Source organism: Rathayibacter sp. PhB179 (assembly GCF_004345345.1).
Classification (GTDB): Bacteria; Actinomycetota; Actinomycetes; order Actinomycetales; family Microbacteriaceae; genus Rathayibacter; species Rathayibacter festucae.
Genome location: NZ_SLVD01000001.1, coordinates 539,791 through 552,741, shown reverse-complemented (window position 1 = coordinate 552,741; position 12,951 = coordinate 539,791). Strand labels below are relative to the sequence as shown.

The window sequence follows — 12,951 nt, the reverse complement described above, 5'->3', positions numbered from 1 at the left end:
GGTGCGGGCGCGCTGGAGGCGTCCGCGACGGACCGCGGCAGGGCGCGGTCGGGAGCGCGCACGACGGAGCCGTCGGTGCGCGGAGGAGGGGTGGTGCCGGCTCAGCCCGCGGCGGGCGCGCGCGAGTTCGAGAGCCGCCAGGTGCCCAGACGCCAGGCACCGCTGAGGCGGTGCAGGGGCGTGGACTCGGGCACGGCGGGACTCCTCGGGCGGGGCGGCGGCGGCGGGGCGGCCGCGGGCGACGGATCAGGGGGACCGTCTCCGAAGGACCCTATGCGGCCCCTGCGCGCCCCGACGAACCGACGACGGAAGGTTTACGCGCCCGAAACCTGGCGAAACGAGTCGGTGATCCGCCGCCGCATAGTGTCGACGGGCACGGGAAAAACGACAGGCGGGGCTCCTCGTCATCGCGACATTCCCGATCCTGCTGTCGCGATCACGGAAGAGGCACCGCCATGACCACCCCCGCCATGACCACCCCCGCCACGCCCACTGTCGGCGTCTACCTCGCCGGCTTCGAGGTCTTCGCACCCGACGGGCCGGCCCTCGCCGAGCGGATGCGCGCCACCTGCCGCCGCTACGGGCTCGAGCCGATCTCGCCGCTGGACAAGGGCGCCGACGCCGATCAGGCCGACGCCGACCAGGGGCCCGCGCTCGAGGGCGAGGCGCTCGCCGATCTGATCTACGCGAACAACATCGCGATGATCGAGCGCGCCGACGCGATCCTCGCCAACCTCAACCACTTCCGGGGGCCGGACCCCGACGCGGGCACCTGCTTCGAGGTCGGCTACGCGGTGGCGCGCGGCAAGGCCAGCTACGTCTACGCCTCCGACGGGGCGACCGCGGTCGAGCGCACCCGCGACTTCTTCGGACCGGTCACCCCCGACGGCGCGGGCGGCTTCACCGACGCGGACGGCTTCACCGTCGAGAACTTCGGCGCGCCGTTCAACCTGATGCTGTCCTCGTCGAGCACCGTCGTCCTCGGCGACTTCGAGGCGTGCGTCGCCCGGCTCGCGGCGGACGCGGCGGCGGGGCACCTGCTGAAGCGGGCAGCGGTCGTGAGCACCGGGGCGTGAGCGTCGGGAGCATCGCCGAGCTGCGCGCCGCGCTCGCCGTCGGGGCAGTGTCGGCCGTCGAGGTCGCCGCCGATCGGCTCGCCGCGGTCGCCGCGCAGTCGGGCACCGTCGTGGCGTGGGACGAGGAGGCGGTCCTCCGCGCCGCCGCCTCGGTCGACGAGCGCCGCCGGCGGGGCGAGCCGCTCGGGGCGCTCGCGGGCGTCCCGCTCACGGTCAAGGACTCGTTCGACGTCGCCGGGCTCCACGGCAGCGTCGGCACCGCCGAGAGCGTGCACCGCTCCGTCGCGGACGCCCCGTCAGTCGCCGCGCTGCGGGCCGCCGACGCCGTCATCCTCGGCAAGACGGCGGTGCCGCCGTTCCTCGACTCGTTCGACACCGCGAGCGCGCTGCACGGCCGGGCGGTCAATCCGTGGGGCGCGCAGCTGACGGCGGGCGGCTCCTCCGGCGGGTCCGCCGCCGCGGTCGCGTCCGGCCTGTCCTGGGGCGACCTCGGCAGCGACCTGACCGGGTCGATCCGCGTGCCGGCCGCCTGGAACGGCGTCTGCGGGCACCGGCCGAGCAGCGGAGTGATCTCCAAGCGCGGGCACCTGCCCTGGCCGGTCGGCACCCGGCTCGAGCCCTCCGCGTCCGCCGCCGGGCCGATCGCCCGGAGCGCCGACGACACCGCGGCGCTCTTCGCGGTGCTCGCCGGGTCGGTCTCCTCCGGCCCGTGGCGGCTCGCGCTGCCCGAGCCGCGGTTCTCCCGGCTGAGCGAGCTGACCGTCGGGCTGTGGCTCGCGGAGGAGAGCGCACCGGTCGACGACGAGACGACGTCGGCGCTCGCCGGCCTCGCCGACCGGCTGCGCGATGCCGGGGTGACGGTGGTCGATCTCGGGCCGTCCGTGCTCGGCACCGCGGAGGCCGAGGCGCTCTTCGACCGGCTGGTCCTGCACGAGATCAGCTACCCCGGCGGCCCGGGCGCCCCTGTGGCGCAGGTGTGGGCCGACTGGGACGAGCAGCTGCGGCTGCGCGCGGAGTGGGAGCGGGCCATCGCCGGCGTGGACGTCGTGCTCGCGCCGGTGGTGCCGTTCGCGGCGCCCGCGTTCCCGCTCGCCGAGGCCGACCGCCGGGCGATCGGCCGCTGGAGCTGCCTGGCGAACCTCGCCATGGGCCCGTCGACGGTGCTCCCGATCGGTCTCGGCGCGACGTCCGGCCTGCCGCTGGCCGCGCAGCTGATCGGCGCGCACGGCGACGACCTCGCGACCCTCGGCGCGGCCCGGCTGCTGGCGGCCGAGGGCCTGGTGCCGCCGACGCTGCGGGCGCCCGAGACGGTCTGACCCGGCGTCCTCCGCTCGGGACAAAGAGAAAACCCGGCCCCAGAGGGGCCGGGTGGTATTCGAAAAGCATAGCCGAACGCCGCCTGCGGGCGGCGACGTGGCGCCGGATTGTCACCAACCGTCTGGTCGGGAGAGCCTGTCGATCCGCTCGGGAAGCTGCGAACTCCGAAGGTCGTGGTCGGTCAGCTCGTACCACCAGTGACCGCCCGCACCCTCGCCGGGTTCTCCCGCGAGCGCGCCGGCGCGGTAGGCGGGAGTGGGGTTGACCACCCCGACCGGCACTCGACGACGCGCTTCGCGGATGGGGAACTCGAGATCGCTGTCGTTGCTGATGACGACGGCGGCGTCGACCGAGCGTTCCAGCACATCGATCAGGAGGTGCAAGGCGACGTTCACGTCGGATCCCTTCTCCTCCCGTCGGGCGATCGAGGCCATGAAGGTGGCTCCCGGGGCGTCGGCTCCGTCCCGGTCCCTGATCATCAGCGGCCAGGAGGGGGTGCTGAGGACCGGTCGCCCGCGTCGGTCCGGCGTCGCGAGTGGAGCGGTCGCTACCCGCGAGACGTAGCTCCCGAGAGCGAGGACGTCGATGGATCCATGCCGCTGCAGTGCACGGAGGTAGGTGTCCTGATCGCGTTGCCCCTGCGGATGAGAGGCCCCGCTGACGCGTGCGGTGCAGAAGACGATGCGCGTGCTCGATACCGCACCCCATCCCGTGCCGGGACCGGTGAGGAGGCTCGCGGCGAGCGCGCGAAGGTCGAGCCAGCGCCACCCCGTCGTGCCGCGGCCGCAGATCCGGCGCGCTCCGTAGTAGAGGTTGAACCCATCGATGTAGACGCCCACTCGCATGGACGGACGATAGACGCGTCGATGTCCGACCGCAGTCCGGTGGCGCCTGATCCGCGCCGCGCTTCACCCGCGCCGCTTCACCATCCGCCAGTTCACCAGCTCCACGCCCGCGCGCACCGGGTACTGCTCGGCGACCGCGACGAAGCCGTGGTGCTCGAAGAAGGGGCGCGCGGTGATGCTCACGTCCGCCGACAGCTCCGGCGCGTCCCGTGCCTGCGACTCCGCCTCGGCGAGCAGGCGGGTCGCGACGCCGCGGCGGAGGAAGCGCGGGGCGACGAACATCATGTCGATGTACCCGTCGGCGCTGACGTCCGAGAAGCCGGCGAGCTCGCCGTCGATGATCGCGACGAAGGCGTTCCGCGTCAGCATCGCGGCGTGCCAGGTCGGCACGTCGCGCTCGCCGGCCCAGGCGCGGATCTGCTCGGGGGAGTAGTCGGCGGCGGCCGTCTCGGTGACGGCGGCGAGGAAGACGGCCAGGGTTCCGGCGGCGTCGGACTCGGCGTAGGGGCGGATCGCGATCGGAGGCACCTCGACACCCTCCGCGCGAGATGCCACTTATGAGCTCGACACGCCGTGGAATCGCGTCATAAGTGGCATCTCGCGGGGGGCGCGGGGGTCAGCGCCCCAGCACCCGCGCGTACACGCGGAGGTAGTCGTCGACCATGCGCTCGACGGCGAAGCGGCGGACGGCCGTCTCGCGGACCCGCGCGCGGTCGAGCCGGCGGGCGCGCGGCACCGCGGCGACCGCCTCCGCCGCCGAGTCGACGACGAAGCCGCTCACGCCCTCGTCGACGATCCCGGGCATCGATCCGCGCCGGTACGCGATCACGGGGGTGCCGCAGGCCATCGCCTCGACCACCGAGAGGCCGAACGGCTCGTCGAAGCCGATCGGGTGCAGCAGCGCGACCGCCGAGCCGAGCAGCGTCGCGCGCTCGGCCGGGCCGACGGAGCCGGCGTAGACGACCCGGTCGCCGTCGACGTGCGGCTCGACCTCCTCGCGCCAGTAGCGCTCGTCCTGCACGATGCCCGCGATCACGAGGCGCAGGCCCGCGCCGGCGGCGATGCGCACCGCCTCCGCTGTGCCCTTGTCGGGGTGGATGCGGCCGAGGACCACCAGGTCGTCTGAGCCGGGCTGCGCTGAGTACGGCAGCTCCGACAGGTCGATCCCGTGGTGCACCGTGGCGACGTAGTCGAGCTCGGACGAGCGGTCGCTCTCCGAGATCGAGACCAGGTTCGCGGTCAGCGGGTGCCGCAGCGCCTCGCGGTACGCGGGCAGGATGCCCGGGCCGGAGAAGCCGTGCACCGTCGTCACCAGCGGCACCGGCCACTGCGCGGCGAGCGCGAGCGGCAGCCAGTCGAGATGGTTGTGCACGAGGTCGAACTCGCGCGAGCGGGCGAGCGCGTGCGCGATGTGCAGCGACTCCTGGACGCGGCCGTCCGCGCCGGACTCGGCGTAGCCCTGCGGCACGACACTCGAGAGCCGGCCCGCGGTCTCGGAGTCGCCGGTCGCGAACAGCGTCACGTCCACCCCGCGGCGCACCAGGCCCTCGGTGAGCAGGCTCGCCACCCGCTCCCACGGTCCGTAGTGCCGCGGCGGGGTGCGCCAGGCGACGGGAGCGAGCATCCCGACGCGCAGGCCCGCGATTCCTGGCAGGTCCGTCACGCCGCGGCCGCCTGCGCGGGCTCCGCGCGGCGGACGACGAGCGAGGTGTGCAGGGCGGCGATGGTCGACTCCGCACCCCGGTTCTCGTTGCGGCCGGTCGGCGTCAGGCCGTCGTAGCCGGCGCCGGTGACCGGGTCGATCATCACGGTCCCGGAGTCGTTGACGCCCCGGAACCAGGCCCAGCACGCGGCCAGGCCGTCGCGCCAGAGCGGGTCCTCCTCGATCGTCAGCGCGCGAGCGCAGGCGGCCGCGAGCGCCGCGACCTCGATCGGCTGCTGGTCGAAGAGCGCGCCCGTCTCGCCGGGGCCGCGGCCGGCGACGCCGCAGACCGACAGGCCGTTCTCGCCGGACTCGAGCGCGAGCAGGAACGCCAGCTGATGGAACCCGCGGGTGAGCAGCACGGGGTCGCCGAGCGCCGCGCCGGCCGCGAGCAGCGCCTCCGGGAGACAGCCGTTCGCGTAGCGCAGGCGCGGCTCGGGCCAGGGCCAGTCGGCCTCGGCCGCGTGGTGCAGCATCGCCGAGCCCTCGGCGACGAGCTGCGCGGCGGCGGCGCTCTCGGGATGCGCCTCGAGCACCTCGACGGCGCCGAGCACGGCGGAGGTCATCGCGCGCAGGTGCGGCGAGCGCCGTGCCGCGAGGCGCAGGAACAGCCGCATCCCGCGGTGCCGGCTGAGCGGCAGCTCCGCCCGCGCCGCGACGATGCCGGCGGCCCAGACGGCGCGGCCCCACCAGTCGCCGAGCGACGGCTCCTCCGGGGAGTCGCCGTCGGCCGAGACGCGGTTGCGCACAGTGCCGTCCGCGGCGGTCGCGCGCTCGAGGAACCGCAGGTACTGCTCGGTCAGCCGCCGCGTCACCTCGGACTGCTCCGGCTCCTGCGCCACCACGATCAGCGCGCGCGCCACGTCGTCGACGCAGTAGCCGTGCTCGCGCCGCGGCACGTCGAGCAGCGCGTGCTCGAAGAGCCCGCCCGCGTCGGTGAGCGCGTCGAGGTGGGAGTAGGGGAGTGCGGTCGAGAGGACCGGCGCCGTGCCGTCCGCTCGGGAGGTCACGCCGCGCGCTCCACCCGGAGGCGCTCGACCAGGTCCAGGTAGCGGCCGGCCGCGGCGGGCCAGGACAGCGCCTCCGAGGGCAGCCCCGACGAGGGCAGCCCCGTGGTGGACGGCCCCGTGGCGTCGGACGCGGCCCCCGCGGCCCCGGCGAGCACCTCCCGCAGCGCGTCGGCCATCGCCGCCGGGTCCTCGTGCGCGACGGTGCGGCCGCGCGGCGCGGTCAGCAGCTCGAGCGCGTGCGGGAACGCGGTCGCGACGACGGGGCGCCCCGCGGCGAGCGCCTCCACCAGCACGCCGGAGGTGACCTGGTTGCGGGAGTCGTAGGGGAGCAGGACCGCGTCCGCCTCCGCGACCGCGGCGGCGAGCTGGGCCGGGTCGAGGTAGCGGCCGTCGAGGACGACCCGGTCGCCGAGACCGAGCTCGGCGACGAGCGCGGCGAGCGACTCGCGGTACGCCTCCCCGTGCGAGGCCACGACCTTCGGGTGCGTCTGCCCGAACACCGTGTAGCGGGCGTCGACGCCGGCGTCGCGGAGGAGCGCCGTGGCGCGGATCCCCCACTCGATGCCCTTGCCGGGGCCGATCAGGCCCCAGGTGATGATCTGCGGAGTATCGCCGGAGTCGGCGCGCGGCGCGGTGCGCTCGGCGCCGCCCGTCCAGACCGGCACGCCGTGGGCGATGACGCCGACCTTGCGGGTGTCGACGGAGTAGCGGCGCTCGAGGATCTCGGCGGCGACGGCCGTCATCACCACGACCGCGTCGGCGAGGTCGGCGACCCGCTCCAGCACCGAGCGCTGGGAGTCGCTGGGCGTCTCGAGGACGGTGTGCAGCACGACGATCGCGGGGACCGTGAGCCGCTCCATCAGCGCGAGGACCTCGTCGCCGTCCGGGCCGCCGTAGATGCCGTACTCGTGCTGGATCACGGCGACGTCGCTGCGGCTGAGCTCCGTCGCGGCGTGCGCGATGCTCGCCGGGTCACCCGCGACGAGCTCGGCCACCACGGTCCGGCCGACGGCCGAGCCGGGGACGGCGAGCTCGTCCATCACCCGGACGGTGCGGATCGTCGCGCCGTGCTCCGCGGCCAGCGCGTCGCCGAGCGACTGGGCGAAGGTGGCGAGGCCGCAGCGGGTCGGCGGGAAGGTCGAGAGCATCCCGACGACGGCGCCGCCGCCGTGCGCGAAGGGGAGGTGCTGCGTGGGGGTGAGGGGGTGCGCCATGCTGACTCCAGCCGCGGTCGTGCGGCCTCGGGGGAGCGACCGCGAACGGGCGAGGCGACTGCCGGCCGGCACCCCTCGCGGGATCGCGGCAACCGGATCCGGTCCATCGCCGGCGGACCGGTCCTGAGTGACGTCACCCTAGAGGGGGTGGATGAACATCCGGGGTCGACGTCGTTCTCCGGCCATCGAGATGCCACTTGTGCACGCCTTTCACGGCGTGTCGCGTGCACAAGTGGCATCTCGCGGCGGGGGTCAGACCCGCGCGGGCGTCAGGGCGGTGGCCACCAGGGCGGCGCAGAGGAGGGCGATCGCCGTCAGGGCGGCGGCGACGCCGAGGGGCGCGGCCAGGAGGGGGGTCGCCAGCACCGCGAGGGCGGCGGGCAGGACGAGGGCGGCGCGGAGCGGGCGGCCCTCGGCGAGCGGCAGGTGCACGGCCCACAGCATCACCAGGAAGGCGGCGACCGGCACGGCGACCGCGGCGCCGATCACGGTGTCGCTCGCCTCCAGGTGCCCGGCCGTCGCCGCGACCGCCGACTCGAGGCCGGCGCCCAGGCCGCCGAGCGCCGCGAAGATCACGAAGTGCGCGTACCCCCAGCGGAAGGAGAGGTCGCGCCGCCGCTCGAGCAGCTCACCCGACGGGTGCAGGAAGGACAGCCACCACAGCGCGAAGACGATGACCAGCGCGCAGGCCGCCACGATCACGAGTGAGAGGCTCACCCCCGACTCCGTCACCGCCTGCTGCACCCCGGTCACGGCCGCGAGCACGCCCTCGCCGAGCAGGATGATCGTGAACAGCCCGTAGCGCTCGGCGATGTGGTGCGGATGCCAGCTCGACTCGCCCGCCCGCAGCGCCCACAGCGGCACCGCCAGCTCGAGCGCCGCCAGCACGACGAAGCTCACCACTCCGCCTCTCTCGGGCAGAAGCAGCGGCTCCGGCAGCAGGAGCCGCAGCAGCCAGCCGACCTGCACGAGCGAGAACCCGCCCGCGCTGCGCAGCGCCGAGACCCGCTGCTCCGGATTCGACACCGCGACCCGCAGCCACTGGCTGACCAGCGCGAACCGCATGATCGCGTAGCCGACGGTGATCGCCGTGAAGTCGCCCTCCTCGAACGCCGTCGGCACGCCGGCCGCGAGCACGAGCACCCCGCCCATCTGCGCGAGCGTGAGCAGCCGGTAGGGCACGTCGTCGGTGTCGTAGCCGGAGGCGAACCAGGTGAAGTTCATCCAGGCCCACCAGATCGCGAAGAACACCATCGCGAAGGGGAGGACCGTCTCGCCGAGGTGCCCCTCCTCCGTCGCGTGCGCGAGCTGCGCGGCGATCTGCGCGATCGCGACGACGAAGGTCAGGTCCACGAGCAGCTCGAGCGGCGACGACACCCGGTGCGGCTCGTCGACGGCGCGCGGGCGCATCCGGACGCGGAGGAGGGTCATGCGCTCATCCTGCACCCGCGTACCCCGCCGCCGCGCTGCCGTACTCTGCTGCCATGCATCGAGGGGCGGCCGTGCGGTGGGGGCGCGCCTACTTCGCCGTGCAGGCGCTCGGCGGGGCGGCCTGGTGGCTGGCGGTCGCTCTCGTCCCGGCGGTGCGGCTGGCGACACTCGGCCCGCTCGATCCGGTGCCGGTCGCCGTGCTCGACCTGCCGCTCTTCGTCGGCGCCTCCGCCCTCGCGGCGCTCGGACTCCGCTGGGCGGCGTGGACCGCGACCGTCTGGACCCTGCTCGTCACCGTCGCGCTCGCCGTCGTCGCGACGGTCACCGGCGAGGCCGGCCGGGGCGTCCTCCTGATGCTCGCCGCGTCCGGCGGCTCGGTCGCGGCGCTCTGCCTGCTGACGCTCGGGCGCATCCCGACGCGCTGGCTCGCCTCCGGGCCGTTCGCCTTCCGGCTCGCCGCCCGCGGCCGGACGCCGCTCGCGCACCTCGCGGCGACGCTCGGGCAGATCGCGGTGTTCTGGGGCGGCGCGCTCGTCGTGATCCCGCTGGTCGTCGCGGCACTGGAGTCGCGCTGGGGGCTCGCCGTCGCGTTCCCGGAGCCGCTGCGCGCGGTCGGGCTCGCGCTGCTCGTGCTCGCGAGCGCGCTCGGGCTGTGGTCGGGGGCGACGATGTCGCTGCTCGGCGACGGGACCCCGCTGCCCGTCGCGATGACGAACCGCCTCGTGATCGCCGGCCCCTACCGCTGGGTGCGCAACCCGATGGCGGTCGCGGGGATCGGCCAGGGCGTCGCGGTCGGGCTGCTGCTGTCCTCCTGGCTGGTCGTGGTCTACGCGCTGCTGGGCGCGCTGGTCTGGAATCTCGCGGTGCGCCCGCTCGAGGAGGCGGACCTCGAGGCGCGGTTCGGCGCCGAGTTCCGGCGCTACCGCGACGCCGTGCGGTGCTGGCTGCCGGGGCGTCCGGTGCCCGGCGCGCGCAACATCAGCTGAGAGCAGGGGGCGTCCCCTGAGGGGGGAGGGACCCTCTTCTCAGCTGATGTCGTGCGGCGACCCGCCCGCCTACGATGGTCCGGATGACGATCGACAGGGCGACCGCCACCTCCGAGCGCGGAACGACTCCGCCCGGAAGCGACCGCTCCGTCCTCGCCCGCCGCGCTGTCCTCCTCCGCCGCATCGGCCTCGGCCTCGCGCTCGTCGCGGCCGCCGCGCTCCTCCGCGTCCTCTCGCCCGACGCCGCCGGCGACGTCCTCTCCGACGCCGTCCGCGACTTCCTCACCCTGGCGATCAGCGTCGTCATCGAGTCGCTGCCGTTCGTCTTCCTCGGCATCGTGCTCTCGATCGCCGTGCAGCTCTGGGTGCCGGAGGCGGTGCTGCTGAGGATCCTGCCGAAGCGCGCCCTGCCGCGCCGCCTGGTGATCTCGCTGCTCGGCGTGCTGCTGCCGGTCTGCGAGTGCGGCAACGTGCCGCTCGCGCGCGGCCTGATCGTGAAGGGCCTGTCCGTCTCCGAGTCGATGACGTTCCTGCTCGCGGCGCCGATCGTGAATCCGATCACCATCGTCACGACCTATCAGGCCTTCGGCTGGGCCGACGGGATCCTGGTCTGGCGCATCGTCGGCGGCTTCGTGATCGCGAACCTGGTCGGCTGGATCTTCAGCCGGCACACCGACCCGATGGCGCTGCTGACCCCGCGGTTCCGCGCGGCCTGCGAGGCGGGCGAGCGGCCCTCCCGCACCGTCCGCGCCAAGGCCCGCCGCAGCGTGCTGCTCTTCGCGGAGGAGACCGGCGCGATGCTGCCGGCGCTGTTCGTCGGCGCCGCGATCGCCGGCCTCATCCAGGTCGGCGTCTCGCGCGACGTGCTGACCACCCTCGGCGGCGACCCGCTCTGGTCGGTGCTCGCGCTGATGGTCCTCGCCTTCGTGATCTCCATCTGCTCCAACGTCGACGCGTTCTTCGTCCTCTCCTTCGGCTCGACGTTCCTGCCCGGCGGCATCATCGCCTTCCTCGTCTTCGGCCCGATGATCGACATCAAGATGCTCGCGCTGCTGCGCACCACCTTCTCCGCGCGCACGCTCGTGCGGATCACCGCGCTGGTCGGCCTCTGCGCCGCGGTCCTCGGCCTGGCGGTGAACCATGCGCTCTGAGCGACTGCTGGCCCGCTGGAAGGGCGTCGTCCTCAGCCTGATCGGCGTCGTCTCGACGCTCTGGCTCGCGGCGACCGGCCGCCTCGGCCTCTACATCCACCCGCGCTACTTCGAGTTCTCGGTGATCCTCGCCGCCGTCGCGGCGGTGCTGCTGATCTGCGCGTTCGCGATCGTTCCGGGGGCGGAGGAGGACGACGGGCACGCGGAGGACCACCTCCACGTGCACGCCCCGCGCCGGCGCTGGCGGGCCGGCCTCGCCGCGCTCGGGAGCCTCGCGGTGATCGCCTGCGCCGCCGTCGCGCTGCTCGTCGTGCCGCCCGCCGCGCTGACCGCCTCGACCGCGACCCAGCGCGAGGTCAACACCAGCGCGGTCGACGCCTCGGTCACCGCGCAGGCGCCCACCGGCGACACCGCGTCCTTCACCGTCCGCGACTGGGCGACGCTCCTGCGCCAGGGGGCGAGCGAGCAGTTCCTGGCCGGCCGCACCGCGACGGTCAGCGGCTTCGTCACCCCCGACGCGAGCGACCCCGAGAACGTCTTCTACGTCGCCCGCTTCATCGTCACCTGCTGCGCCGTCGACGCGCAGCCGGTCGGCGTGCCGATCCACCAGCCGGGCTGGGCCGACACCTACACCGAGGGCGAGTGGCTGGAGGTGACCGGCGGCTTCGGCGCGAACCCGAGCGTCACCAGCGCCGAGGCGGTCGTCCTCGAGCCCGACGTCGTGACGCCGATCGACGAGCCGGCGATGCCCTATGTCTACTGAGCGCGCGTTCTCCCGCGTCTTCTGGAGCGTCACCGCCGTCCTCGTCCTCGCCGTCGGCGGCCTCACCGCCGCCACGATCGCCAAGGGCCCGCGCGTCGCCTCGCTCGAGGTCAGCACCTCGGGCGTCGTCGAGCGCGACGGCGGCCGCGCCCGCGTGCACCTCGACCAGGCGATCGAGCCCGACGCCCTCGACCGGGTGCGCGTCACTCCGGAGACCCCGCACACCGCCGAGCTCGAGGGCGGCGTGCTCACCGTCACCTTCGACGACACCCTCCGCTACGCCACCGAGTACGAGATCGCCATCGACGGCGCGCAGGGCACCGCGACCGGCGCCGAGTCCGACCTCTCCGCCGCCTTCACCACCAAGGACCCCGACCTCTACACCCTCGACCGCACCGCCGCCGATCCCGCCCAGCCCGACGCGATCCGGGTGCGCCCGCTCTCCGGCGGCGACACCCGCGTCCTCTACACGGCGGACCGGATCCAGGACTACGCCGTCGTCGGCCCGGTGCTCGTCGTCGTGACGCTCGAGCCCGACGACACGACCCTCATCCGCACGCTGACTCTCGACACCGGCTCGGAGGGCGTCATCCCGCTGCCCGGCCCCGGCGTCGTCCGCGAGCTGCACGCCTCGCCCGAGAAGGGCGTGCTCGGCTGGACCTTCACCGGCTCCGCGCCCACCGGCCCGCTCGACCGCGCGCTCTACGCCTACGACCTCACCGACCAGAAGGCGGAGGCCGTGCCGATCACCGGCATCGACGGCGGCCCGCTGCGCGCGACCGACTGGATGTTCGTGCCCGGCACCACCTCCGTGGTCACCCACTCGCTCGACGACACCGTGCTGCTCGTCGACCTGCTGACCCCCGGCACCATCAGCCCGCTCGGCCAGCACGCCGAGCTGCGCGGCTTCGTCCCCGGCGCCAACCGGCTGGTCGTCGCCGACCCCGACTCCGGCTCCGTGATCGACCTCGCCGACGGCTCCGTCGAGACCCTCGCGCTGCCGCCCGCCGACGTCGGCCCGACCACCTCGCCGGTGCAGCTGCTGCTTTTGGACTCCGACAGCTACCTCGAGCTCGAGGCCGACTACTCGCCCGAGTCCGGCACCGCCCAGTACTCCGTCGTCCGCGTCGACGCGAGCGGCACGACCGAGGTCTTCCGCACCTCGCCGACCGGCCGGATCCGCGGCGTCTGCCTCTCGCCCAACGGCCAGTTCGCCGCCGTCGAGGCCGTCTCCGCCGAGGGCGTCCCCGACGACTACCCCGACGTCCCCGGCTTCAGCGCCACCTCCACCGTCCTCGTCGACCTCGGCACCGGCGACACCTCCCGCAGCGTCAACGGCGTCTCCCGCGACTGGTGCGCGTAGCCCCGCACGCTGGTCGAGCAGCCCCGCAGGGCGGTGGGCGAAAGAACGCGGCGGCGGTTCCTCCCATGCTGGTCGAGTAGCCCCGAAGGGGCG

Annotated in this window: 12 protein-coding genes; 6 read left to right on the top strand and 6 right to left on the bottom strand. The window is 74.5% G+C overall.

Annotated elements, in window-relative coordinates; translation table 11 throughout:
- Positions 1-455: 455 nt before the first annotated feature.
- Together EDF43_RS02540 and EDF43_RS02535 are read left to right on the top strand one after the other, a co-directional pair.
- Positions 456-1,076 (top strand): nucleoside 2-deoxyribosyltransferase, encoded by a 621-nt coding sequence (locus tag EDF43_RS02540; protein ID WP_207901607.1) that lies wholly within the window; start codon positions 456-458, stop codon positions 1,074-1,076.
- The gene (locus tag EDF43_RS02535) at positions 1,073-2,392 is read left to right on the top strand and encodes an amidase family protein (protein ID WP_165908986.1); all 1,320 of its coding nucleotides are present in this window, start codon (positions 1,073-1,075) and stop codon (positions 2,390-2,392) included. Before EDF43_RS02540 ends, EDF43_RS02535 begins: the two co-directional genes overlap by 4 nt.
- Positions 2,393-2,503: 111 nt before the next feature.
- On the opposite strand, the gene EDF43_RS22565 is transcribed toward EDF43_RS02535, so the two are convergent.
- From EDF43_RS22565 to EDF43_RS02505, 6 genes are all read right to left on the bottom strand, one after another.
- Positions 2,504-2,827, bottom strand: a complete 324-nt coding sequence (locus tag EDF43_RS22565; RefSeq protein ID WP_347812533.1) for an NYN domain-containing protein — start codon at positions 2,825-2,827, stop codon at positions 2,504-2,506.
- A gap of 474 nt (positions 2,828-3,301) precedes the next feature.
- The gene (locus EDF43_RS02525; protein ID WP_123734616.1) at positions 3,302-3,766 is read right to left on the bottom strand and encodes a GNAT family N-acetyltransferase; all 465 of its coding nucleotides are present in this window, start codon (positions 3,764-3,766) and stop codon (positions 3,302-3,304) included.
- An 88-nt stretch (positions 3,767-3,854) separates the two neighbouring features.
- Positions 3,855-4,901 carry a glycosyltransferase family 4 protein gene (locus EDF43_RS02520; RefSeq protein WP_243646209.1) on the bottom strand — a complete coding sequence of 349 codons (1,047 nt, stop codon included), beginning with the start codon at positions 4,899-4,901 and terminating at the stop codon, positions 3,855-3,857.
- A complete protein-coding gene (locus EDF43_RS02515; protein ID WP_132435257.1) occupies positions 4,898-5,950 on the bottom strand; it encodes a glycosyltransferase in 1,053 nt (350 codons plus the stop codon). Before EDF43_RS02515 ends, EDF43_RS02520 begins: the two co-directional genes overlap by 4 nt.
- The gene (locus EDF43_RS02510; RefSeq protein WP_132435255.1) at positions 5,947-7,164 is read right to left on the bottom strand and encodes a glycosyltransferase; all 1,218 of its coding nucleotides are present in this window, start codon (positions 7,162-7,164) and stop codon (positions 5,947-5,949) included. Before EDF43_RS02510 ends, EDF43_RS02515 begins: the two co-directional genes overlap by 4 nt.
- A 252-nt stretch (positions 7,165-7,416) precedes the next feature.
- Complete coding sequence (locus EDF43_RS02505; protein WP_132435253.1) at positions 7,417-8,595, bottom strand: low temperature requirement protein A; 1,179 nt, start codon at positions 8,593-8,595, stop codon at positions 7,417-7,419.
- Between the two features lie 53 nt (positions 8,596-8,648).
- On the opposite strand from EDF43_RS02505, the gene EDF43_RS02500 reads away from it, so the two are divergent.
- The 4 genes from EDF43_RS02500 to EDF43_RS21645 all read left to right on the top strand — a co-directional run bounded on the left by EDF43_RS02500 (position 8,649) and on the right by EDF43_RS21645 (position 12,858).
- Positions 8,649-9,581 carry an isoprenylcysteine carboxylmethyltransferase family protein gene (locus EDF43_RS02500; protein ID WP_132435251.1) on the top strand — a complete coding sequence of 311 codons (933 nt, stop codon included), beginning with the start codon at positions 8,649-8,651 and terminating at the stop codon, positions 9,579-9,581.
- 83 nt (positions 9,582-9,664) lie between these two features.
- Entirely contained in the window at positions 9,665-10,732 is a 1,068-nt protein-coding gene (locus EDF43_RS02495; RefSeq protein WP_132435250.1) for a permease, read from the top strand.
- Positions 10,722-11,495 (top strand): TIGR03943 family protein, encoded by a 774-nt coding sequence (locus EDF43_RS02490; RefSeq protein WP_132435248.1) that lies wholly within the window; start codon positions 10,722-10,724, stop codon positions 11,493-11,495. Before EDF43_RS02495 ends, EDF43_RS02490 begins: the two co-directional genes overlap by 11 nt.
- On the top strand, positions 11,485-12,858 hold the full coding sequence (locus tag EDF43_RS21645) for a hypothetical protein (RefSeq protein ID WP_165908985.1): 1,374 nt from the start codon (positions 11,485-11,487) through the stop codon (positions 12,856-12,858). The genes EDF43_RS02490 and EDF43_RS21645 overlap by 11 nt, the downstream gene beginning before the upstream one ends.
- Positions 12,859-12,951: the final 93 nt, after the last annotated feature.

What these genes read in the sequence shown, in the direction of transcription:
- EDF43_RS02540 (WP_207901607.1), top strand. Translation starts at nt 456, where the DNA reads ATGACCACCCCCGCCATGACCACCCCCGCCACGCCCACTGTCGGCGTC.
- EDF43_RS22565 (WP_347812533.1), bottom strand. Translation starts at nt 2,827, where the DNA reads ATGGCCTCGATCGCCCGACGGGAGGAGAAGGGATCCGACGTGAACGTC.
- EDF43_RS02510 (WP_132435255.1), bottom strand. Translation starts at nt 7,164, where the DNA reads ATGGCGCACCCCCTCACCCCCACGCAGCACCTCCCCTTCGCGCACGGC.
- EDF43_RS02505 (WP_132435253.1), bottom strand. Translation starts at nt 8,595, where the DNA reads ATGACCCTCCTCCGCGTCCGGATGCGCCCGCGCGCCGTCGACGAGCCG.
- EDF43_RS02500 (WP_132435251.1), top strand. Translation starts at nt 8,649, where the DNA reads ATGCATCGAGGGGCGGCCGTGCGGTGGGGGCGCGCCTACTTCGCCGTG.
- EDF43_RS02495 (WP_132435250.1), top strand. Translation starts at nt 9,665, where the DNA reads ATGACGATCGACAGGGCGACCGCCACCTCCGAGCGCGGAACGACTCCG.
- EDF43_RS02490 (WP_132435248.1), top strand. Translation starts at nt 10,722, where the DNA reads ATGCGCTCTGAGCGACTGCTGGCCCGCTGGAAGGGCGTCGTCCTCAGC.
- EDF43_RS21645 (WP_165908985.1), top strand. Translation starts at nt 11,485, where the DNA reads ATGTCTACTGAGCGCGCGTTCTCCCGCGTCTTCTGGAGCGTCACCGCC.